This is a genomic window from Actinopolyspora lacussalsi (assembly GCA_030803735.1).
Classification (GTDB): Bacteria; Actinomycetota; Actinomycetes; order Mycobacteriales; family Pseudonocardiaceae; genus Actinopolyspora; species Actinopolyspora lacussalsi.
In genome coordinates, this window is the sequence record JAURUC010000001.1 from 3,072,625 (window position 1) to 3,094,100 (window position 21,476).

Consider the following 21,476-nt stretch of genomic DNA (forward strand, 5'->3'; position numbering starts at 1 on the left):
AGGCCACTCCGCCCCGGCGGGTCGGTGGCAGGACCGGATTCGTCAACGGCCGACCACCGGCGCGGTCCCGTGCGGCGACCGCCCCCATCCGCGCGACACTCCTCACCGCATCGCGCGATGCTCGGCACTCCTACCGGTTTCGCCGACCGGTTATCATGGAACTTCGCACGCCACACGGATCGGACAAATCCCCGCACCACGGCGAGCGATCCGGCATGCGGCAACGAACAGCGGGACGAGTCCCCTTAACCGGCGGATCCGCTGCCCCGACGGAACAACGGAGGTGACCACGATGGTCTACATCCTGGCGGCAATCGGTGCCATAACGCTCGTCGTGCTGCTGTGGCAGGGCTTCGGTCCCATTCGGGAGACGCTGGAGAAGCACACCGAGCAGCCCCAACGCCCAACCGCGCCGGACGACGACCCCGACTTCCTCCGCAGGATCTCCGAGCAGCAGCGCAAGCCCCGCGACGAGAACTGAGGCCCCGGCCGGTGCCCGTGGTCGGGCTCCGGCCGCTGGAGCCGTAAATTTCCCACGAAATCATCGCTCCAGTGCGGCGGTACGCGGCCCGGGCAGCGCCAATTTCCCAAGAAATCGCCGGGCGAGTGGGGTGCGGCACCGCAACCGGCGGTGTCAATTTCTCGCGAAATCGCCGCGCCATCGACGCGGGCCGAGCTCCGAGCATCCTCGCAGGCCGAGCTCCGACCACTCACGCAGTCGGCACCGCCGCGGGTTCTCTCGTGGTGCTCTCGCGAGGAAGGCCCGACGTTGTGTAGGTCGCTACCCGATGTCGGGCCTCCCCGCAGCGAGAGCCCGCGAGAGGTTCCGCCAAGCGAGCGCACGATCAGATGAGGCCGGAAAACTCCGAAATCAGCCGGCCTGCTGCCTACCGGCTGCGTGCGGGAAATCGTCGGCGACGGTGGCCGCCAGTTCGAGCAGCGCCAGCCTGGTGGGAGCGGCCAGCTGGTCCAGATCGACCTCCGCGCCCTCCTCCAGGTGCGGATCGAACGGGATCTTGGACACCGAGCGGCAGCGCGAACCGAAGTGCGCGGCCAGCTTGTCGACGTCGACCTTGCCGGACCCCGGCCGCACCGAGTTGATGATCGCCACCGAGCGCGACACCAGCTCGCCGTAGCCGTGGGCATCCAGCCAGTCCAGTGTGGCCGAAGCACTGCGCGCGCCGTCGATGGAGCCCGGCGAGACGATGACGAGCGAGTCCGCCACGTCCAGCACGCCTTTCATCGCGGAGTGCATCAGCCCGGTCCCGCAGTCGGTGAGCACCACGTTGTAGAAGTGCTCCAGCAGGTCGACGGCGGTGCGGTAGTCGTTCTCGCTGAACGCCTCGGAAACCGCGGGGTCCTGCTCGCTGGCGAGGATCTCCAGTCTGCTCGGCCCCTGCGAGGTGTAGGAGCGCACGTCGCTGTACTTGCGGATGCGCTGCGCGTCCCGCAACAGGTGGCGCACCGTCGCGGTGGTCTCCAGCGGGATCTTCTGGCTCAGCGTCCCCCGGTCCGGGTTGGCGTCCACCGCGACCACCCGATCACCGCGCAGCGAGGAGAACGTGGAGCCGAGCGTGGCGGTGGTCGTGGTCTTGCCGACCCCACCCTTGAGGCTGAGCATGGCGATCTTGTAGCAGCCGTAGAGCGGCTGGTTGATGCGCGAGATCAGCTCCCTGCGGTGCATGTCCGCCGGGCTCTCGCCCGGGTTGATGGTCTTGCCGCTGGCGAGGTAGACCGCGCGCCGCCAACCCGACTGCGGCGGGCGCTTGGACTGCCGCAGCAACTGCGCCGAGGACAGGTCCTGCGCGGCGGGGTCCTGCTGTCCGGGCGGCACCTGCTGCGCCCCGGGAACGGCCTGACCGGGCTGGGGTTGCTGTCCCGGCTGGGGTTGCTGGCCCGGCTGGAGCTGCTGGCCGGGTTGGGGCTGGACCCACTGCTGCCCCGGGGCGGGGGGCTGGCCGGGTACCTGCTGGTTGGGCGCCTGCTGGGCGGGCGCGTACCCCTGTGGTGGATAGGGTGGCTGCCCCTGTGCGGCGGCGTACGGCCCGGAAGTGCTCCCCGGAGCCGGATACGGACCGGAGGGAACGCCGGGCGGCATCTGGTACGGACCGGACTGCGCCTGGTTCGGGTCACCGCCGGGAACCGGCCTGGGTCCGGAAGCGGCGGGATTGGCGTACGGGTTGACCGCCGGGTTCGGACCGGACTGGGGGTACTGCCCCGGCGCCGGGTACTGCTGTGCCTGCTCGGGATGGCCTCCCGCGGGCGGGGCGGGAGCGCCGTAGTCGGGGGCGGCGTGCCCCGACTGGGACGAGCTCTCGGCCGACTCCGCGTTCGGTTCCGCTCCTTCCCCGGCGGGAAACCGTCCCGAATCCTGCCGGGCGTCCGGCTCGTCGTTTCTTCCGGTCACCGTTCGAATCCTCCAAGAACGAATCGAGACCTACCCGGCCCGTGTGCACGGTAGTGGCGGAAACTCATCCGGTTCACGGCGGGCGGCCGACGCGGGACCCCGGCCCGCGCCGTTTCCCGCGGGCCCACCCGGATCACCGGGCCATACCACAACCGCGATCTTACGGACAATATCCACGATCACGCGAGCACCGGGCCGCGCGACCGCGAACGCGCCGCCACGGTTCGCCGAAGGGTCACCGACGAGGGAGGAAACCGCCGGTCACAGTCCCGCGTAGGAGTGCAGCCCGGATATCACGATGTTGATGAAGAACAGGTTGAAGATCATTACCGCCAGGCCGAAGATGTTGATCCAGGCGGCACGGGTCCCCCGCCACCCCGAGGTCGCCCGTGCGTGCAGGTAGGCGGCGTAGACGATCCAGGCGATCAACGAGCAGGTCTCCTTGGGGTCCCAGCCCCAGAAGCGCCCCCAAGCCGCCTCCGCCCACATCGCGCCCGCGATGATCGCGAAGGTCCACACCGGCATGATCAGCACGGTGGCGCGGTAGGCGAACCGGTCGAGCACCTGGCTGCTGGGCAGCCGCCCGCCGATGCGGCCCTGCTCGGTCGGATTGTCCTCGCTCCGGAGCCGAACCAGGAAGAGCACGCTGGCGACACCGGCGAACATCAGCACACCGGTGGACACGATCGCGGCGGAGACGTGGATCCAGATCCAGTAGGACCGCAGCGCGGGCTGCAGCTGCGAGGCGGTGGCGTACAGCGCGGTGCCGGAGAGGAACAGCAGCAATGTGGCGGGCAGCAGCACGAAACCGCCCAGTCCCCGCAGTTTGGGCGCGGTGGTGGGCTTGCGGACGGCGCGGGACTGCCGGTAGAGCACCACCAGCCAGGCCACGACCGCGACCAGGCAGATCGCCGAGCCGAACTCGTACATATTGCCCCACGGCACGCGCCCCACGGCGACACCACGGGTGATCAGCGAGAAGGCGTGCACGAGCACGCCGAGCACGGTCACGGCCACGGCCATGCCGCCGAACCGCTCCGACCACGGTTTGTGGGGCTCGGGTTCCAACCGCCCGACGACCGGCCCCGATCCCGGTTCCTTGGTGGCTACCCCGCCCGCGCCGACGGTCGCCCGCGCCGGTTCGGCGTTCTCGGCGGCGTTGTCCGTGGCCTTTCCGGATGCGAACTCGGCGAAGTAGAGCGACATGGCGAGGATGTAGACCACGACCGAGGTCGCGAACGCCATGTCACTCAAATCGGACAGTGTCTGGTTGACCATCAACTGCTCCTTCCGGGGGAGTCGGTCCCCGACGAGTCCGCGGTGGGTTCCGCCCCACTTCCGAGCAGCTCGTCGGCCAGCTTGGTGAACTCCTCGCCGTAACCGGCCTGATCGGTTCGCGCGAGTCCACCGATCTCGACCGAGGCACCACCGGTGGTGCCACCGGCGGCGGAAGCGTTCTCATCGGTGTCGTTCGAACCGGCCGCGAGGGGTTTGATCCGCAGCCAGATCCGGCGACGCTTGATACTCAGCGAGGCACCGAGCCCGATAACGATCGCGACGGCGAAGACCAGGACGTAACGCTGGAACGGGTTGTGCGAGACCTGCAGGTTCGCCCAGCGCTGCACCCCGTCGAACCGGATGGTGGTGCCGTCGTCCAGCCGAACCGTGTCCCCGACGGCCAGGTTCTCGCGGGCCACCCGGTTCAGCTTGCCGGAGTCGATGAGGGACTGGTCCACGCTGAAGATGGACTGGCCGGTGTCACCGGCGAGTCCGAGCTGCCCCTTGAGCACGTCCACGGCCACCATCGGATCCCGCAGCGCGGGGAAGCGCGAGCTGAGCACCTTGCCGTCGAGGCTGGCGGTGGGCGCGAACAGCCCGGTGATCGCCAGCTGGTTGTTGTGCCTGCGCTGTTCGTTCGACATGCCGGGACGGTCGAACTTGGTGGCGCCCTGCGAGAGCATGGTGGTGGTGTCGACCGGCTGCCACTGCGTCTTCTTGGTCCGCTGGGTGCCGTCCGGGAAGGTGACGGTGAAGGTCGGGGTGTAGCCGTTGCCCGTCAGGTAGACGCGGTCGCCCGCCGTGCGCAGCGGGTTGTTGACCCGCAGGTCGTGGGACTTCCAGTCGCCGTTGTCGAGCGCCTCGCCGGACTGGTACTCGATGTCGGCGTGGAACCGCTCGGGCTGGCCGGAGTGCAGGTAGCGCACGTCGAAGTCGTTGAGCCGCACGCAGAACGGGCTCAGGTTGGTGCCGTCGACCGTCAGTCCCGCGTCGAAGGAGTCGTAGTTGAAGGTTCCCGAGTTGCAGAACCCCGAGCCGTCGGCCTGTACGACCACCTGGCCCTCGTAACGCATCAGCTGGTCACCGCCGACGGTGATCAGCAGTCCCACCAGCGCGAAGTGGAACACGAGGTTGCCCGCCTCGCGCAGGTAGCCGCGCTCGGCGCTGAACGTGCGGGTGCCGTCCTCCGCCGTGTTCTCGGACACGCGCCAGCGCCGCAGCCTGCGGCGCGTGAAGTCGGACATCTCGTCCGGGGAGAGTGAGACGGTACCGGCGGCGTGGTGCGGCATCCGCTCGAGGTTGCGCGGGGTGCGCACCGGACGCGCACGCAGCTGCCGCAGGTACTCCGCGCTGCGCGGGACCAGACACCCGATCAGCGAGACGAACAGCAGCACGTAGATCGCGGCGAACCACACCGAGCTGAACACGTTGAACGCGCCGATGGAGTCGAGAACCTTCGCCCAGGTGGGGTGGTTGTCGTAGAACGTCTCGACGTTCTGGCGGTTCAGCGACCACTGCGGCAGCAACGCGCCGGGAAGCGCCGCGAGCGCCAGCAGGAACAGCAGCACCAGTGCGGTGCGCATCGAGGTGAGCCCACGCCAGGTGTTGCGCAGGAAGGCCAGGACTCGCCGGGGAACCGAAGTGTTCATCAGATGGGCAACTCGAATCCGTTGATGGGGGCGCGCAGCGACGCGATCATGCTTCCCCACAGGCCGGTGACCAGCAGCAGGCCGACGAGTATGAGCAGCACCCCACCGACCCACTGGATGGCGCGGGAGTGCCTGCGCAGCCAGCCGGTGCCGCGTACGGCCCAGCGCGCGCCGAGCGCGAGCACCACGAACGGGATCCCGAGGCCGAGGCAGTAGACCAGCACCAGCACGACACCCCGCAGCGCGGCACCGCTCTGCCACTGGGTGCTGTAGGCCAGCGAGACGACTCCGGTGAGTGTGGGGCTCAGGCAGGGTGTCCAGCCGAGGCCGAAGACGGCACCGAGGGCGGGAGCGCCCCATAAGCCGCCGCGCGGCACCCGTCGAACGCGCACGTCACGCTGCAACGCGGGGAACACGCCGAGAAAGACCAGGCCCATGAGCACGGTGACCACACCGCCGAGCCTGCGCAGTACGGGCTCGTTGAGAGCCAGCGCGTCGGAGAGCCCGAGAACCCCGACCGTGGCGATCACGAACACAGCGGTGAACCCGAGCATGAAAAGCAGCGCCGCACCCGCGACCCGCCATCGCCCGTGGCGACGGCCCGCCGTGGTTTCCGCGGTGTCGACGGCCGGCGCGTCGGCACCGACGAGACCGGCCAGATAGGCGAGATAGCCGGGTACCAGCGGAATCACGCAGGGCGAGGCGAAGCTGACCGTCCCGGCGAGAACAGCGAATCCGACCGCCATAATCAGCGGCCCGGTCTGGACTAGCTCGGTCGGATCCACGAACCCGAGGGTAGGTAAGCCACTGACGAGTCGGCACAGCGCCCCTGGTGACCGAAACCACATCGGGGTTGGCGGTCCCGCTCCGGAACGGACCGTACCGCGCTGACCGTCCTCGGAGAGCGGCCAGCGGCACACCGAACCGATGGGGAACGTCCTCACCGGGGAGCCCCTCCAACCGGCCGGTTCGGCAACGGCCGGATCGTTACCGACCGGACTCCGGCTGCTCGGACGGGCTCGTTCCCCCCGTGCTGCCGGAATCCCCCGTGTCACCGGAGTTGCCGGATTTGTCCGTGTTGCCTGCCTCACCCGTGTTTCCGGTCCCACCGGAACCGGAGCTCTCGTTCGCGATGTCGCGAACCTTCGGCAACAGGCCCTTCTCGGTGATCTCGCTCAGGTAGATCGCCGCCACGCGGTGTTCGCGGTCCAGCACCACCGTGGCCGGGGTGGTGCTGCGGGGAAAGCCGTTCAGCGCCAGCATCGCGCGGCCGGACGGGTCGTAGATCGAGGGGTAGTCGACGTCCAGGTTGTGCACGAAGTCGTTGGCGGCGTCGCGGTTGTCGCGCACGTTGATCCCGAGGACCCGCACACCCTGGTCACCGAGTTCGTCCTGCACCGCCTGCAGGTCGTCGGCCTCCGCACGACAGGGCGGGCACCAGGAGCCCCACACGTTGAGCACCACGACTTCGCCGCTGAAGTCCGACAACCGGATGGTGTTGTCGGCGTTGGCCAGCGACTCGCCCTTCAGGCCCGTGACGTGTCCGCGCTCGTCCGGCGAGTAGAACAGCCGCGTCCGCCCGCCCGGTGAGACGAACGTGAACTCACCGTTGTCGGAGACCGCGTTCTCGCTGCCCGCGCACCCGGACAACAACGCGAACAGCGCGACCAGCGCCAACGCGGCGACAGGCCTGCCCCCGCGACCGCTGCCGCGGCCCCGCGTTCGATCGGATCTCATGCACCGCTCGCTCTCGCGTCGGTCTCACCCACGGGCTCGGCGTAGGCCAGGCGTTCGAACTTCTCACCCCGGAACACCAGGCTGGTCACCGAGGCCAGCGAGCACTGCCTCTTGCGCGGATCGTGCCAGAGCGCCCTGCCCTCGATGAATCTGCGCAGGATCCAGATGGGCAGCTGATGGGAGACGCAGACCGCCTCCCCGGACCCGGCCGCCTCCCGGGCGCGGTGCGCCGCCGCGAGCATCCGGTGCGCGATACCGAGATAGGCCTCACCCCAGGAAGGACGAACCGGGTTCCAGAGCTTCGGCCAGTGGCGCGGCGAGCGCAGCGCGCCGTCACCCACCGACACCCGGCAGCCCTCGAAGCGGTTGGCCGCCTCGATCAGCTGCTCGTCGGTGTCGATGTCCAGCTCGTGCCGCTCGGCAACCGGGTTCGCGGTCTCGGCCGCCCGCTGCATCGGGGAGGCGTGCACCACCCGGACGTCGCGGTCGGACAGGAAACCGGCGACGACCTTGGCCTGCCGCTGCCCCTCCTCGGACAACCGGTAGCCGGGTAAGCGCCCGTACAGGATGCCCTCCGGGTTGTGCACCTCACCGTGCCGCACGAAGTGGACCACGGTCGTTCTGCCACTCACTTGGACTCCCCCGGCTCGGCCGCTGCCGCCGCGGCGGCGGCGTGCGGCAGCGCCTCGGCGATGATCTCGAAGGCGTTGTCGTCCATGGCCGCGTTGACGAACCAGCACTCGAATGCGCTCGGCGGCGGGTAGACCCCGCGCCGCAGCAGCTCGTGGAAGAAGGCGGGGAACCGCCAGGTCTGCTGTGCCTGCGCACCCGCGAAGTCGTGCACCGGGTTCTCGGTGAAGAAGACGCTGAGCATGTTGCCCGCGAAGGAGATCCGGTGCGGCACTCCCCGCTCGCGCAGCGAATCGCCCAACAGCTCCCCGAGGCGGCTCGCGTTGCGGTCCAGCGCGGCGTAGACGTCGGCGTCGGCGGCGCGCAGGTTCGCCAGGCCGGCGGCCACCGCCACCGGATTACCGGCGAGGGTGCCCGCCTGGTAGACGGGACCGCGCGGCGCCAGCAGGTCCATCACATCGGCCCGGCCACCGAAGGCGGCGGCGGGCAGCCCGCCCGACATCACCTTGCCGAAGGTGTAGAGGTCACCGGCGACGCCGTCCACGCCGTACCAGCCCGCGCGCGAGACGCGGAAACCGGTCATGACCTCGTCCATCACCAGCAGCGCACCGGCTTCGCGGGTGATCTCGCGCAGCGCGGCGTTGAAGCCCTCGCGCGGCGGCACCGCGCCCATGTTGCCCGCGGCGGCCTCGGTGATCACGCAGGCGATCCGGTCGCCGTGCTCGGCGAATGCCCGTCGCACCGCCTCCAGGTCGTTGTAGGGCACCACGATGGTGTCGGCGGCCTGCGCCTCCGTGACACCGGGAGTGCCGGGCAGTCCGAGGGTCGCCACGCCGGATCCTGCTCCGGCGAGCAGCGAGTCGACGTGACCGTGGTAGCAGCCGGTGAACTTGAGGACCTTGTCGCGGCCGGTGAACGCGCGCGCCAGCCGGATGGAGGTCATGGTGGCCTCGGTGCCGGAGTTGACCAGCCGCACGTGCTCGACGGGGTCGACCCGGTCGATGATCTCCTGCGCGAGGTCGATCTCACCGGTGGCGGGAGTACCGAACGAGAGCCCGTCGACGGCGGCCTCGCGCACGGCGCCGACCACGTCGGGGTGCGCGTGCCCGTTGATCATCGGCCCCCACGAGGAGACGAGATCGACGTAGCTGTTGCCGTCGGCGTCCCGGAGGTACGCGCCCTCACCGTGGACCATGAACCGTGGTGTGCCGCCGACCGAGTGAAACGCACGCACCGGGGAGTTGACCCCGCCCGGGGTCACCGCCTCCGCTCGTTCGAAGAGCTGCCGGGAGCGGGGCGCCGGATCGGATGCTGCTGTCGTCGCGTTGGCGGGATTATCGGCAGTCACGCCGCCCAGTTTGCCAGGCAGCGGATGGATGCTACCCGGGGATCCCCCACCCGGGGTGGTGAAGCTCGCGACCGCTTCCGAGGCGCTTTCCGGCCGAACCGCTTTCGTTCGAGCGGTGATCGGTCGACGGGTGCCCTCGGCCGATCCCGGGTCGTGGGCCGAACCGATCAGTGCGCGGACGTTCGGTTCACGTCCGGGAGTCCGAATCCCGGGTGTCCCCGGAGTCGGAGGTGGTCCCGGACTCCGCCGTTCTCCCGGACGCGGGCGCGTCCCCGGAGCGGGGCTCCGGCTCGGGACCGCCCCGGGTCGGCTTGCCCGATCGACCGGCGCGCACTCCCAGTGCCAGGTGGCGGAGGGCGTCGATCAACAGCAGCCCGCCGACCGTTACCGCGAGCACCGCGAGCGCGACCCAACTGCCCAGCATGCGGGATACGACGGTGCCGCCGGAGGCTTCGGGCAGCTCGATGCGGACCACCGAGTTCTCCCACGCCGGAAAGGCCAGCGCGATCAGTACCGCCGCCAGCAGCACCTCGACCCCGAACACGACCAGTCGCCACGGCTGGTGCAACCGACGTGGTGGCCGCTCGGACGCGGTCGGCTCGGATTGGGGATCATGCACCGAACCAGCATCGCATGCCGTGAGCTACTCCGAACGCAGCAGTGTCGCGAGTTCGGCACGCAGCGCTTCCGGCGAGCGGGCCCAGGCCAGCACCACGGTCTCGGTTTCCGCCGTGGTGTCGGATTCGAGTCCGCTCACCGGATCGCTCGCGGTTTCGGCCCCGGCATCGGAGTCGACAGCGGTCACCGGCTCGACAGCGGCACCGGAACCGTCAACGCTCTCGGGATCACCAGCGCTGTCGGAGTTATCAGCGCTGTCGGGACCGGCGGGCCGCCGCAGCAGCAGCGGGACCTCGGTCATTCCCTTCGGCACCGTGCTCGCCGCACCGAGTACGCGAGCGGCGCGCGTCGCCGGTTCCGCCTCGGGCAGCACGAGACGGTCGAGCGGGACGGACTCCCCGCCCACGGTCAGCTCCACTGTGGTCAGCGTTATCGAGTGGAAGCGCCTGCGCGCACGGACCCACGGCACCGCCGCCGCTGCCAGCAGGACCGCCAGCACCGGCCACTGCGGCAGGTGCAGCGGCCCCGGCGTGGCCAGCTCGACGACCAGGCCGAGCAGGGCGAACGCCGGTCCCCAGAGCAGCGGCCACCAACTCGACCCAGGCTCGGCATAGCGGACCTCGGCGACCTCGGTCAACGGTCGCCGGCCAACCATTCCGAGGTTTCCCGGCGCCAGAAACACGCCCACGCGAGCGCCGCCAGCACGAGCACGATCAGGTTGGAGGCGCTCCAGGATCCGGAAAGCAGCAGCAACAGCACGTGTGCCACGGCGAGCAGGCTGACCGCGATCCGCGCCCACGAGTGCCGCCGCAGCACCAGCCACGCCAGCCCCGCGTATCCCAGGGCCAACACGACCGCCAGGATCGTGTTGGCCACGAGAAGATCGCGGGCCAGCTGCTCGGCCCGCTCGGGGAGCAGCCCACTGGCCGCGACGAGCCTGCCGCGCAGCGCACCGAGATCGGTCCACGAGATCACGGCACGGACGAGCAGAAAAACGCCGAGCGCCGCCCAGAGCCCCAGTCCCGCTCGCAGCGTCCGCGGCACCCCAGTGGGTACCGGTTCGGAGGTGTTCGTCATCCGTGCCCGTTCCGCTCGCCGTGGTATCGGAGTCCGGTCACCGTCGCGCCGTCGCCCGGAAGAACCCGTTGGACTGCTTGAGGTAGACCAGCACGATGAAAGCGATCATCGCCAGCAGCGTGATGATGCTCTGCGTGTAGCTGGTCACCAGCTGTGCCGTGGGGATTTCCAGGGTGTAGCTCCCTTCGGGGAGCTGCACCGTCTGCGGAATGGCGGCGGTGACCATGCCGCTGAGGGCGTTGAGCATCCAGGCACCGGCGAAAACGGTCAGCGTGACCCTGGCCCAGTTGCGGCCGGCGCGCAGCTTGAACGCGAAGAAGATCCAGAGTCCGGTGAGCACAACGGAGATGATCAGCCCGAACACGACACCGAACATCATGGCGAACCGCAGCATGTCGTCGCTCATGGCCCCGGAGCTGTCGGAGATGTCCTCCAGCATCCGGTTCATGTAGTTCCGCTGCAGCACCATGGAGATCACCGACAGCACCGTGGCCAGCACGGGCACCACGATCGCGATCCAGAAGGCGATGTCGATCGTGTTCGGCCGTGGTGGGCCTTCGATCTCTTGCGCCGAGACCGGCGGCGCGGCGTAGGGGTTGGGATAGCCGCCCTGTGCGGGACCGGCCGGGTAGCCCTGCTGCGGATAGCCCTGCTGCGGATAGCCCTGCTGGGGATATTCCTGCTGCGGGTGAGGCGCGGGACCGTAGCCGGACTGCTGGAATCCGCCGGACTGCGGATCGGGTTGTTGGAAGCCACCCGACTGCGGGTCGGGCTGGTACCCGGGCTGCTGCGGGTACTGACCCTGATTAGCGGGATCCTGTTCCCAAGGATTCTGTGGGGAAGTCACGCCGAAACCGTAGAAACCCGCCGTCGAGATGTCCAATTTCCACGGTAGCGGGAAAGCCCGCCGGAAACCCCGCTCAGCCGGAGCGAGGAACTCCGGTCCCGGCGAAGAAACGCCTGGACTCACCACGCAGCAGCAGCACGAACACCGCGATGTTCAGTGCCGCGATCACAGTGGTGAACAGCACAGTCAGCGGCCCGACCGCCATGTCGGGCATCAGCCGCGGATCCAGCAGCGATCGGGCCATGCTGATGACGAACCACGCGAACAACCTGCCGCCGACGTACAGCCCGCAGAGCACCATCACCAGCACGCGTGCCCAGTTGGCACCACGCGCCATCCGGTTGCCGAAGAACACGTACAACAGCGTCAGCCCGGCCATGAACAACAGCGCGAACATGATCCCGCCGTTGGCCGCCGCGTCCACCTCTCGCTGTGACAGCTCGGGGTTGACCCGCCGCAGCTCGCCGATGAGCATCTCGCGGTCGGCCAACCGCAGCAGCGTGTTCCCCAACCCCACGAGCGCGGCGGTTATCCACAGCCACCTGGCCCACCACACCGAGCGGGGCGGTGCGGTGGGTGCGGAAGGAGCGCGGTGGTCCACACCGCCGTGCGGGTCGGTCGGCGCGGTCACGCGGCATCCCCTCCGGACTCCTCGCGCAGCCAGCGGGCCGCCCGCGCGGCCCAGTAGGTCAGCACGATGTCGGCCCCGGCACGGCGTATCGAGGTCAGGGTCTCCAGCACCGTCCGCTGCCGGTCCAGCCAACCGCGTTCGACGGCGGCCTCGACCATCGAGTACTCCCCGGAGACCTGGTAGGCCGCGACCGGGACCTCGGAGATCTCGGCGGTCTGCCTGACGACGTCGGTGTAGGACATGGCGGGTTTGACCATCACCATGTCCGCGCCCTCGGCGATGTCCTGCCCGACCTCGCGGGCCGCTTCCCTGCCGTTGGCCGGGTCCTGCTGGTAGGTCTTGCGGTCCCCGGACAGCTGGGAGTCCACGGCGTCGCGGAACGGGCCGTAGAAGGCGGAGGAGTACTTGGCCGAGTAGGCCAGCAGCGAGGTGTCGTGGAATCCGGCGGCGTCCAGCGTCTCCCGGATGGCACCGATCTGCCCGTCCATCATGCCGCTGGGGCCGAGCACGTGCGCCCCCGCCTCGGCCTGCGCCAGCGCCATCTCGCCGTAGAGCCGCAGCGTGCGGTCGTTGTCGACGTTGCCCTGGTCGTCCAGCACACCGCAGTGCCCGTGGTCGGTGAACTCGTCCAGGCAGGTGTCGGCCATGAGCACGGTGTCGTCGCCGACCTCGGCCGCGACGTCGCGCAGCGCCACGTTGAGGATCCCGTCCGGGTCGGCGGCGGCCGAGCCGGTGGCGTCCCGTTCACTCGGGACGCCGAACAGCATCAGCCCGCCGACCCCGGCCTCGACCGCGTCCACGGCAGCGGCACGCAGCGATTCCCTGGTGTGGTGCGGCACGCCCGGCATGGAGGGAATCTCGACGGGTTCCGTCGCGCCCTCGCGGACGAACATCGGCAGCACCAGGTGCCGCGGCCGCACCTCGGTCTCGGAGACCAGCCGCCGCAGCGCGGCGTTGCGGCGCAGCCTGCGCGGGCGGACCGACGGATACATCTCTCGAACACCTCGCATGAGCGATGTGACTGGTTTCGGTTGTCGAAGTTGGTTGCGTGGCGGAACCTCTCGCGGGCTCGGACCGCCTGCCGTACTCACTCCTCGACACGGCAGGCCGAAACCCGAGCACTCCCGCGGGTCGCGCCCCGACCACCCTCGCAGTCGGCACCGCCGCGGGTTCTCTCGTGCGGCTCTCGCGAGGAAGGCCCGACGTTGTGTAGTAACTACCCGATGTCGGGCCTCCCCGGAGCGAGAGCCGTGCGAGAGGTTCCGCTGAGCGACCACCGCGCCAATCTGACAGGAAAACTCCGATCAGGAACGGCGGGTGCGCTTGGCCTTCTTCGGCGGCGGCAGGGCCCCCTCGGCACGCAGCTTGGCCGCGTGCTCGGCCAGCGAGTCGACCAGGGACGGCACCTGGGCCTGGTCCGGCCGCACGTCCACCCGGAGCCCGAACTCCTTGGCGGTCTCGGCCGTCTTGGGGCCGATGCAGGCCACCAGCGTCCTGGCGTGCGGCTTACCCGCGATGCCGACCAGGTTCCGCACGGTCGACGAGGAGGTGAAGCACACCGCGTCGAACCCACCCGTCTTGATCATCTCGCGGGTCTCGGCGGGCGGCGGCGCGGCGCGGACGGTGCGGTAGGCCGTGACGTCGTCCACCTCCCAACCGCGCTCGGTCAGCCCGGCCGACAGCGTCTCGGTGGCGATGTCGGCGCGCGGCAGCAGCACCCTGGCGACGGGGTCGAGCACCTCGTCGTGCGGCGGGAAGTCCTGCAGCAGCCCCTCGCTCGACTGGTCACCGGAGGGCAACAGCTCGGGGTTGATCCCGAAGGAACGCACCTTCTCGGCCGTGGCCTCCCCGACGCAGGCGATCTTGACGCCGGAGAACGCGCGTGCGTCGAGGCCGAACTCGTGGAACTTCTCCCACACCGCGCGGACCGCGTTGGCGGAGGTGAACACGACCCACTGGTAGCGGCCGTCCACCAGCCCCTTGACGGCCCGCTCCATCTGGGCCGGACTGCGCGGCGGCTCCACCGAGATGGTGGGAACCTCGTGCGCGACGGCACCGTGCGACCACAGCCGGTCACTCATCGCCCCGGCCTGATCCTTGGTGCGCGGCACCAGGACCTTCCAGCCGTAGAGCGCCCTGGTCTCCCACCAGGACAGCGCCGCGCGGTTGCCCGCGGCGGTGCCGACGGTGACCACCAGCTGTCCCTGGAGCTCACCGGCGTCGCCGGGCAGCGAGGCCAGGGTGGTGTCGATGGTGCGCTCGGACACGGTGGTTCCGGAGGCGGTGACCGCGGCCGGAGTCTGCGGGCTCATGCCGTGCTCGGTCAGCGCGGAGGCGGCCTCCGCGAGGTGACTGCCGGAAGCGTGCAGCACGACCGGGCCGTTGGTGGAGGCCAGCGCGGCCCAGTCCACCTCGCCGCGCACGTCTACCTCCGCGTGTGCGGAACCGAGCGCGACGCCCGCGTAGGCGGGAACAGCCGTCCCCGCGGACACTCCCGGAACCACTTCGAAGGAGACGTCGGTCTTGGCGATCTCCTGCACCTCGCGCACCACCGCGTCGGCGGTGAACGGGTCACCGGCGACCAGCCGCACCACGGGGCGGCCGGTCTGGGCCTCGCCCGCCAGGTTGCCCGCCACGTCGGCGGGATCACCGACGGCCGGACGCACCTCGGCGGCGTCGTCGGCGAGTCCGGACACCTCGGCGGGCACGTCCGGATCGGTGACGACGAGCGAAGCGTGTGTAAGCAACTGCCTGGCCCGGACGGTGAGCAGGCCCGAATCACCGGGACCGGAGCCCACGAAAGCCACTCGTCCGGGGGTATTGCGTGCTCGGGTCATCAGGGCACTCCCCATCAACTACTGCCGGGGCCGCTGAGCGACGCGGCCCTGGCTTCGAGCAGCTGGGCGGCGACATCCCTGCCCAGCTGCTCAGCGGCGGTCGTCTCACCAGTGGCGGATGCGCGCACCAACCTGTTCTCGTCGGTCGCCACCACCCCGCGCATGGACAGCCGGTAAACCACACGGCCGTCATCGTCGAGGTCCTCCACCACCCCGGCCAATGCGCCGACGGGCGCAGTACAGCCGGCTTCGAGCGCTGCCAACATGGCGCGCTCGGCGGCCACCGCGACGCGGCTGGCCTCATCGTCCAACACGGACTGCAGCAAGTGCTCGGTGTCCACGTCGTCGACGCGACATTCCACCGCCAGCGCGCCCTGAGCGGGTGCGGGCAGCATCTGCAGTGGATCGAGCGATTCAGTGATCACCTCAAGCCGGCCCACCCTGGCCAGGCCCGCGCGGGCCAGAACGACGGCGTCCAGCTCGCCGTCGCTCACCTTGCGCATTCGGGTGTCCACATTGCCACGAATACCGCGCGTTTCCAGCCCCAGTCCCAGGGCTTCCAGCTGGCTTGCGCGGCGCGGCGAACCGGTCCCCACGACGGAGCCCGGCGGCAGTTCCCCCAACGTCAGATCGTCCCGTGCCACCAGCGCGTCCCGGGGGTCCTCCCTCGGTGGGACGGCCGCCAGCGCCAGTCGGGGATCGGGCGCGGTGGGCAGATCCTTGTACGAGTGCACCGCCACATCGACCTCTCCGGCGGCGAGTGCCTCGCGCAACGCGGAGGTGAAAACACCGACACCGATCTCGGTGACCGGGGCCTGTGACTGGTCACCGGACGTGGCGATCCGGACCAGTTCGGTCGTGTAACCGGCGCGTTCCAACTCCTCGGCGACCATGGAACTCTGCGCCATCGCCAGCGCGCTTCCCCTGGTACCGATCCGGAGGGTTCTGGTCAACGGTCCTCACCGTCCTGTTCGGAACGATCGCGCGAGACCGCGGCGGCCCTGGGAGGCTGGGCGTGCGAGACCGAGGTGCGCGTGCCCGACACGGCGTGCTCGCCCTCCTCGACGGCCTGCGGGGTGCCGATGGCCGCGGCGGTTTGCGGATCGAGTTCGAATAGCTCACGAAGCGCGTCGGCGTAACCGGAGCCACCCGGGGCCGACGCCAGTTGTTTGACCCGGACGGTCGGAGCGTGCAGCAGCTTGTCCACCACGCGGCGGACGGTACGGGCGAGCTCCCCGCGGACGTCCGTGTCGAGCTCGGGCAGCCGGGAGTCCAACCGGAGCAGTTCGGAGTCCACGACCTCCGCCGCGCGCTTGCGCAACGCGGTCACGGTGGGGGTCACCTCGGCCGAACGCTGCGCGGCCAGGTAGGAGCGGACCTCCTCCGCGATGAGGTCTCCCGCCTCCTGCCTGGCTCCGCCGCCGTGCTGATCGGCCAGCCTGCGCTGCAGCGACTCCAGGTCCACCACGGTGACTCCCGCCAGCTCGGCCACCTCGGGCTCGATGTCCCGCGGCAGCCCGAGATCGCAGCACAGCAGCGGTGCGTCCGAGGACCTCTCCGCGAGAGCACTCGACACGGTGGCGGTGTCGACCACGGCCCCGACGGCTCCGGTGCAGGTGACCACCAGGTCCGCGTCGCGGATGGCGCCGCTGAGTTCGGAAAGCGCGACCGTGTCGGCCGACAGCCCCTCCGAACGCAGCGACTCGGCCAGCCGGTCACCGTTGCCGGAAGTGCGGTTGGCGATCACCACCTCGGCGACCCCGAGCCGTTTGAGCTGCGAAGCGGCCAACGCGCCCATCGATCCCGCACCGACCAGCAGGGCGGAACGGCCCGAAAGGCTCGTCAACACGTTCTCGGCGTCGGACAGCGCCTCGGAGACCACCGAGGCTCCGGCGGCGTCGATGTCGGTCTCGGAGTGCACCCGTTTGCCGACCCGGAGCGCCTGCTGCGCCAACTCGTGCAGCGTCTTGCCGACCGTCTCGGCCTCATCGGCGTCGCTGTACGCCTGCCGCAGCTGCCCGAGGATCTGGGCCTCGCCGACGACCATCGAGTCCAGCCCGGCGGCGACGGAGAACAGGTGCTCGACGACGGCTCCGGCGTAGTGCACGTAGAGGTGGTCGGCCAGTTCGCTGAACTCGACCCCGGCGTGCCTGGAAAGCACCGAGGTGACGTCGTCGAGACCACCGTGGAAGGTTTCGGTCACCGCGTAGACCTCCACGCGGTTGCACGTGGCCACCAGCATCGCCTCGCAGATGTGCTCGCTGCGAAGCAGCTCGTGCAGCAGCTTGCCGACGTCGTCGGCACCGACCGCCATACGTTCGAGCATTCGTACCGGGGAGCTGTTGTGCGACAGACCGACGGTGAGCAGATTCACGGCCGAACCACCATCCCGTCCACCGGGCTGATCCCGGTGTTCACATCACGATTTTCCGACTGGGGCGCCCCGGTCGCCGCGTGCTCGGAGCCGGTGGAGTCGGGGGTTTCCTGACTCCGCCGGGCCACGTGGAAGGAGAGGATCTGCATCTCCACGGCGAGATCGACCTTGCGCACCTCGACCTCCTCGGGGACCTGCAGAACCACGGGCGCGAAATTCAGGATGCACCGAACCCCCGCCTTGACCAACCGGTCACAGACGTCCTGGGCACCTTTCGCGGGAGTGGCTATGGCGCCGATGGTCACGTCCCGTTCGGCACACACCCGGGGAATGTCGTCGACGTGGTCGACCGGGATGCCGCCGACGGGAACCCCCATCAGGTCGGGATCGAGATCGAACAGCGCCGCGACGGGAAAGCCCCGGCTGGGAAAACCACCGTAGTTCGCCAGTGCGTGCCCCAGGTTGCCGATACCGATCACCGCGACCCTGTTCTGCTGGGTCAACCCCAGGGTGCGTTCGATCTGCCCGATGAGTACGGCGACCTCGTAGCCGACTCCCCTGGTGCCGTAGGAGCCTATGTAGGAGAGATCCTTGCGGAGCTTCGCCGAGTTCACACCGGCCGCGACGGCCAGCTCCTCGCTGGAGACGGTGTGCACCTCCCGCTCGTGGAGACCGGAAAGCACACGCAGGTACACCGCGAGCCGTGCCACGGCCGCTTCCGGGATCGACCTGGCACGATCCTGCGGCTCGGGGATGCTCACCCCTTCCGACTCCGACGACCGCGATTCCGCCGTGCTCGCGGCTTTCGCTTCGCCGTCTCGCACGTCGTCTCCGTGCGCCGTCACGCTGGATCTCCCTCGAGCTGCCTGCTGTTGCTTTCGTCGGTGGCCGGAGGAAGCGCGAGCCGGTGGTCGCCCCATTGGACAACGTGACGACCGGTTGGACGCAGCACCGACCACGAAGGGGTGACTTCCGGGGGCGCGTACCGACGCCACCAGTAATCGCGTGCGGAGATTCCGCGGAACGAGTCCGGCAACACGACACCGCCCACCGTAGCTATTTGTGAACACATGCACAAAGTCGACCCGGCCCGTAGTAACGAGCACCACAACCATCCGAACGCCCTACCGGACACGGGGCCGAATTCTCGGGCTGTCGCCGGGCTCGACCGTGCTGTCGTGGACCCGCCGACCCGATCGTCCTTTCCCCGGCTTCCCGAAGGACCCGCGGGTGGGCACCGGTTCCGGATCCGGTCCGACCGGACCGAGCTGTGGAACAGGTACTGAACACATCCTCCCCGACAGCCCCCCGAGGTGCCAAAACGAGTGGTCTGCGGGCCGCGATGCCTCCGGGAGGGCCTGAACGAGGAGCTCCGACGACGCCGGTGGCACGTGGTTCGGAAGGGGTCGCGGCGATCCGGTTTCAGCGGGCCGTCCCGATCTCAGCGGGCCAGCGCGGCGCGCAGTCGCTGTGGCTCCACCTTCCAGAATCCGTGCTCGACGCCGTCGACGAGTATCACCGGGACCCTGTCGCCGTACTCCGCCCTGAGTTCGGCGTCGGCGTCGACGTCCGAGGTGCTCCAGGAGACCCCCATCTCGGAGCACACGCCGTCGATCTCGGCCGCGGCGGCGTCACAGGCGGGACAGTCCCGCCGAACGAGCAGCGTCACCTCGTGCGTGGCCGTCTCGGACACCGGTACCCCCTCGTCTCGAAGTTTCGCGGACACGATCGTCCGTCACGGGTGATTGTCCATCCCACTGCCGATCCGAGCGGCTCCGGCTCACCCGATGAGCGGGGAGAACGGCGGATCGCGGGTGGTGGAAATCACCGGAATTCGCGCGCGGAGGACGAGGGCAGAAGGGGGCTCCGGGAGATCGGTATCAATTCGACCCCCGAATGCACTACCTACCCGGCAGTAACAAGACGTATGCTGCCGATCCTGACAACCGATTCCCGACGAGGCTCGCACGATCACACCGAAGACTCCAGGGACCAGAAATGCTTCAGGCAACGGTGCAACATCAGCGAACGCCGCGACTCCCCCCTGCACGCCACGAGGCGCGCCAGCAGTCGTCAGCAGCCCCGTTACGCGAGGAGCCCTCGGTGGCACGGGAGCCGACACCGGCCGAGGAATCACGGCTACCCGCCGAACCACCGTCACCGCACCCGGCCGTGCCGGAGTCCGGTGAGCCCGACGGCTGGAGCCACGTGCGCGCCGCGCAGGACGGTGACAACCAGGCGTTCGGCAGGCTCTACGACCAGTACGCGCACCTGGTCTACCGGTACGTCCTGCTGCGGGTCAGCGACCACTGCCTCGCGGAGGACATCACCAGCGAGACCTTCGCACGAGCGTTGCGGCGGATAGCGTCGGTGAGCTACCAGGGGCGCGACGTCGCCGCCTGGTTCATCACCATCGCCAAGAACCTGCTGCTGGACCACATCAAGTCCAGCCGCAACAAGCTGGAGGTCCCGCTCGCCGATCCGAGCGAGGCCAACAGCGGCGGCACCCCGCAACAACCGACGGGACCGGAACAGCACGTGCTGGCCGAAGCGGCCCACCACGAACTGATGGACTGCGTCCGCAGGCTCAACCCGGATCAGCGGGAGTGCATCAGGCTGCGGTTCCTGCTGGGCCTGTCGGTGACCGAGACGGCCGGTGTCATGAATCGCAACGAGGGAGCGGTGAAGGCACTGCAGCACCGGGCGATACGCAGACTGGCGCAGCTGCTGCCGGACGATCCGCGCTGAGACCGCCCCGCCGACACGGCGGCAGGCGAACCCCGAGGGCCGCGGAAATCGCGGACGACCAGCTCGCTCCGCGGAGCGAGACACACCCCGCCACTGCCCACCAGCACCACCGCGACCGAGCCCGAACGGCCACACTCGTACGGCCACTGGGCAGGACGACGCGAACTCGCGATCACTCCCACCGTTGGAACGACGCCGCCCCCGACTGGGTCAACACCGAAAACGGACAATACATCTAAGCTAGGAATGCTGGTGGTGGGCAACAGCACGAGAGCGGACCCCACCGCTCGCGGACCAGCAGCGAACGGACGACTCCGGAGGGACCGGGAGGCGCGGCGGTGCCGACACGGCCAGGCTCAGCCGAGGAAACCAACGACGGGGACCAGCACGACAACGTGTCCGAACCACGGGAGCCGGAACTGGCGGACGCCCCGGACAGCGCCGAAGTCGCGGGACGCGCTTCGGCGGAGGCGGCTGTCACCACGACCTCGGACGACGAGAAGACGGCGACATCGCCGGATCTCACCGCGGCCGCGTTCTTCGACGTGGACAACACGATGATGATGGGGGCGTCACTGTTCCACTTCGCCAGGGGGCTGGCGGCTCGGAAGTTCGTCCGAGCGGGGGATCTGGTCGGGTTCGCCTGGCAACAGATCAAGTTCCGCATCGGGGGCGCGGAGAACGCGACGGATCTGCAATCCAGCCGGGAGCAGGCGCTCTCGTTCGTCGCGGGCCGCGACGTCTCGGACCTCGAAGGACTCAGCGAGGAGATCTACGACGAGCTGATGGCCGACCGGATCTGGGCGGGCACCAGGGCACTGGCCCAGATGCATCTCGACGCGGGCCAGCGGGTGTGGCTGGTGACGGCGACTCCGGTGGAGCTGGCGCAGGTAATGGCTCGCAGGCTCGGGCTGACCGGCGCTCTCGGCACCGTCGCCGAACACGAGCGGGGTGTCTACACCGGCAAACTCGTGGGGGAGATGCTGCACGGCGGCGCGAAGGCGCACGCGGTACGGGCACTGGCGGCCAGCGAGGGGCTGGATCTGCGCCGCTGCACCGCGTACTCGGACTCGGCCAACGACGTTCCGATGTTGTCGGTGGTGGGAACGGCCGTGGCCGTCAATCCGGACCAGCGGCTGCGCGAGACGGCACGCGCGCGCGGCTGGGACATCCGTGACTTCCGAACCGGCCGCAAGGCCGCGCGGATCGGGGCCCGTTCCGTACTGGGAATGGGGGCGTTGGGAGCGGGGCTGGCCGCGGGACTCGCGTTCCGCCGCAGGGATCGTTCCTGACCG

The 21,476-nt window shown here is 69.5% G+C and carries 21 protein-coding genes; 3 read left to right on the forward strand and 18 right to left on the reverse strand.

What is annotated here, in order from left to right; translation table 11 throughout:
* The first annotated feature begins 292 nt into the window (after positions 1 to 292).
* Positions 293 to 481, forward strand: coding sequence for a hypothetical protein (locus tag J2S53_RS13675; RefSeq protein WP_092977205.1), 189 nt, complete (start codon positions 293 to 295; stop codon positions 479 to 481).
* Positions 482 to 871: 390 nt separating this feature from the next.
* Here J2S53_RS13675 and J2S53_RS13680 read toward each other — a convergent pair whose 3' ends face one another.
* The 18 genes from J2S53_RS13680 to J2S53_RS13765 all read right to left on the reverse strand — a co-directional run bounded on the left by J2S53_RS13680 (position 872) and on the right by J2S53_RS13765 (position 19,126).
* Positions 872 to 2,407: an AAA family ATPase gene (locus J2S53_RS13680; RefSeq protein WP_456241279.1), complete on the reverse strand. Its 1,536-nt coding sequence runs from the start codon at positions 2,405 to 2,407 to the stop codon at positions 872 to 874.
* Between the two features lie 261 nt (positions 2,408 to 2,668).
* On the reverse strand, positions 2,669 to 3,688 hold the full coding sequence (ccsB, locus tag J2S53_RS13685; RefSeq protein ID WP_456241280.1) for a c-type cytochrome biogenesis protein CcsB: 1,020 nt from the start codon (positions 3,686 to 3,688) through the stop codon (positions 2,669 to 2,671).
* Positions 3,685 to 5,334, reverse strand: a complete 1,650-nt coding sequence (gene resB / locus J2S53_RS13690) for a cytochrome c biogenesis protein ResB (protein WP_456241281.1) — start codon at positions 5,332 to 5,334, stop codon at positions 3,685 to 3,687. The genes ccsB and resB overlap by 4 nt, the downstream gene beginning before the upstream one ends.
* Positions 5,334 to 6,119, reverse strand: coding sequence for a cytochrome c biogenesis CcdA family protein (locus J2S53_RS13695; RefSeq protein ID WP_456241282.1), 786 nt, complete (start codon positions 6,117 to 6,119; stop codon positions 5,334 to 5,336). The genes resB and J2S53_RS13695 overlap by 1 nt, the downstream gene beginning before the upstream one ends.
* A 202-nt stretch (positions 6,120 to 6,321) precedes the next feature.
* A complete protein-coding gene (locus tag J2S53_RS13700) occupies positions 6,322 to 7,071 on the reverse strand; it encodes a TlpA disulfide reductase family protein (RefSeq protein ID WP_456241283.1) in 750 nt (249 codons plus the stop codon).
* Positions 7,068 to 7,703 carry a histidine phosphatase family protein gene (locus tag J2S53_RS13705; RefSeq protein WP_456241284.1) on the reverse strand — a complete coding sequence of 212 codons (636 nt, stop codon included), beginning with the start codon at positions 7,701 to 7,703 and terminating at the stop codon, positions 7,068 to 7,070. Before J2S53_RS13705 ends, J2S53_RS13700 begins: the two co-directional genes overlap by 4 nt.
* Positions 7,700 to 9,049: a glutamate-1-semialdehyde 2,1-aminomutase gene (gene hemL / locus J2S53_RS13710; RefSeq protein ID WP_456241285.1), complete on the reverse strand. Its 1,350-nt coding sequence runs from the start codon at positions 9,047 to 9,049 to the stop codon at positions 7,700 to 7,702. The genes J2S53_RS13705 and hemL overlap by 4 nt, the downstream gene beginning before the upstream one ends.
* Before the next feature lie 187 nt (positions 9,050 to 9,236).
* Positions 9,237 to 9,668, reverse strand: a complete 432-nt coding sequence (locus J2S53_RS13715) for a hypothetical protein (protein ID WP_456241286.1) — start codon at positions 9,666 to 9,668, stop codon at positions 9,237 to 9,239.
* A 24-nt stretch (positions 9,669 to 9,692) separates the two neighbouring features.
* Entirely contained in the window at positions 9,693 to 10,322 is a 630-nt protein-coding gene (locus J2S53_RS13720; protein ID WP_456241287.1) for a hypothetical protein, read from the reverse strand.
* Positions 10,301 to 10,744 (reverse strand): hypothetical protein, encoded by a 444-nt coding sequence (locus J2S53_RS13725; protein WP_456241288.1) that lies wholly within the window; start codon positions 10,742 to 10,744, stop codon positions 10,301 to 10,303. Before J2S53_RS13725 ends, J2S53_RS13720 begins: the two co-directional genes overlap by 22 nt.
* Positions 10,745 to 10,781: 37 nt before the next feature.
* A complete protein-coding gene (locus J2S53_RS13730; protein ID WP_456241289.1) occupies positions 10,782 to 11,591 on the reverse strand; it encodes a proline-rich domain-containing protein in 810 nt (269 codons plus the stop codon).
* Positions 11,592 to 11,664: 73 nt separating this feature from the next.
* Positions 11,665 to 12,222 (reverse strand): hypothetical protein, encoded by a 558-nt coding sequence (locus tag J2S53_RS13735; RefSeq protein WP_456241290.1) that lies wholly within the window; start codon positions 12,220 to 12,222, stop codon positions 11,665 to 11,667.
* Entirely contained in the window at positions 12,219 to 13,214 is a 996-nt protein-coding gene (hemB, locus tag J2S53_RS13740; protein WP_456241291.1) for a porphobilinogen synthase, read from the reverse strand. Before hemB ends, J2S53_RS13735 begins: the two co-directional genes overlap by 4 nt.
* A gap of 312 nt (positions 13,215 to 13,526) precedes the next feature.
* Positions 13,527 to 15,059, reverse strand: a complete 1,533-nt coding sequence (locus J2S53_RS13745) for a uroporphyrinogen-III synthase (protein ID WP_456241292.1) — start codon at positions 15,057 to 15,059, stop codon at positions 13,527 to 13,529.
* Positions 15,060 to 15,073: 14 nt separating this feature from the next.
* On the reverse strand, positions 15,074 to 16,012 hold the full coding sequence (gene hemC, locus J2S53_RS13750) for a hydroxymethylbilane synthase (protein WP_092976804.1): 939 nt from the start codon (positions 16,010 to 16,012) through the stop codon (positions 15,074 to 15,076).
* A complete protein-coding gene (locus J2S53_RS13755; protein ID WP_456241293.1) occupies positions 16,009 to 17,433 on the reverse strand; it encodes a glutamyl-tRNA reductase in 1,425 nt (474 codons plus the stop codon). The genes hemC and J2S53_RS13755 overlap by 4 nt, the downstream gene beginning before the upstream one ends.
* Entirely contained in the window at positions 17,430 to 18,278 is an 849-nt protein-coding gene (locus J2S53_RS13760) for a redox-sensing transcriptional repressor Rex (protein WP_456241294.1), read from the reverse strand. Before J2S53_RS13760 ends, J2S53_RS13755 begins: the two co-directional genes overlap by 4 nt.
* 596 nt (positions 18,279 to 18,874) lie before the next feature.
* Entirely contained in the window at positions 18,875 to 19,126 is a 252-nt protein-coding gene (locus J2S53_RS13765; protein ID WP_456241295.1) for a glutaredoxin family protein, read from the reverse strand.
* Positions 19,127 to 19,536: 410 nt separating this feature from the next.
* Here J2S53_RS13765 and J2S53_RS13770 point away from each other — a divergent pair, with 410 nt between their 5' ends.
* The gene (locus tag J2S53_RS13770; RefSeq protein WP_456241296.1) at positions 19,537 to 20,181 is read left to right on the forward strand and encodes a sigma-70 family RNA polymerase sigma factor; all 645 of its coding nucleotides are present in this window, start codon (positions 19,537 to 19,539) and stop codon (positions 20,179 to 20,181) included.
* 338 nt (positions 20,182 to 20,519) lie between these two features.
* Positions 20,520 to 21,473 carry an HAD family hydrolase gene (locus J2S53_RS13775; protein WP_456241297.1) on the forward strand — a complete coding sequence of 318 codons (954 nt, stop codon included), beginning with the start codon at positions 20,520 to 20,522 and terminating at the stop codon, positions 21,471 to 21,473.
* Positions 21,474 to 21,476: the final 3 nt, after the last annotated feature.

Bases quoted from the DNA above. Each gene is read 5' to 3' on its own strand.
- hemB (WP_456241291.1), bottom strand. From the start codon at position 13,214: ATGTATCCGTCGGTCCGCCCGCGCAGGCTGCGCCGCAACGCCGCGCTG.
- resB (WP_456241281.1), bottom strand. From the start codon at position 5,334: ATGAACACTTCGGTTCCCCGGCGAGTCCTGGCCTTCCTGCGCAACACC.
- J2S53_RS13725 (WP_456241288.1), bottom strand. From the start codon at position 10,744: ATGACGAACACCTCCGAACCGGTACCCACTGGGGTGCCGCGGACGCTG.
- J2S53_RS13745 (WP_456241292.1), bottom strand. From the start codon at position 15,059: ATGACCCGAGCACGCAATACCCCCGGACGAGTGGCTTTCGTGGGCTCC.
- J2S53_RS13675 (WP_092977205.1), top strand. From the start codon at position 293: ATGGTCTACATCCTGGCGGCAATCGGTGCCATAACGCTCGTCGTGCTG.
- J2S53_RS13720 (WP_456241287.1), bottom strand. From the start codon at position 10,322: ATGGTTGGCCGGCGACCGTTGACCGAGGTCGCCGAGGTCCGCTATGCC.
- J2S53_RS13700 (WP_456241283.1), bottom strand. From the start codon at position 7,071: ATGAGATCCGATCGAACGCGGGGCCGCGGCAGCGGTCGCGGGGGCAGG.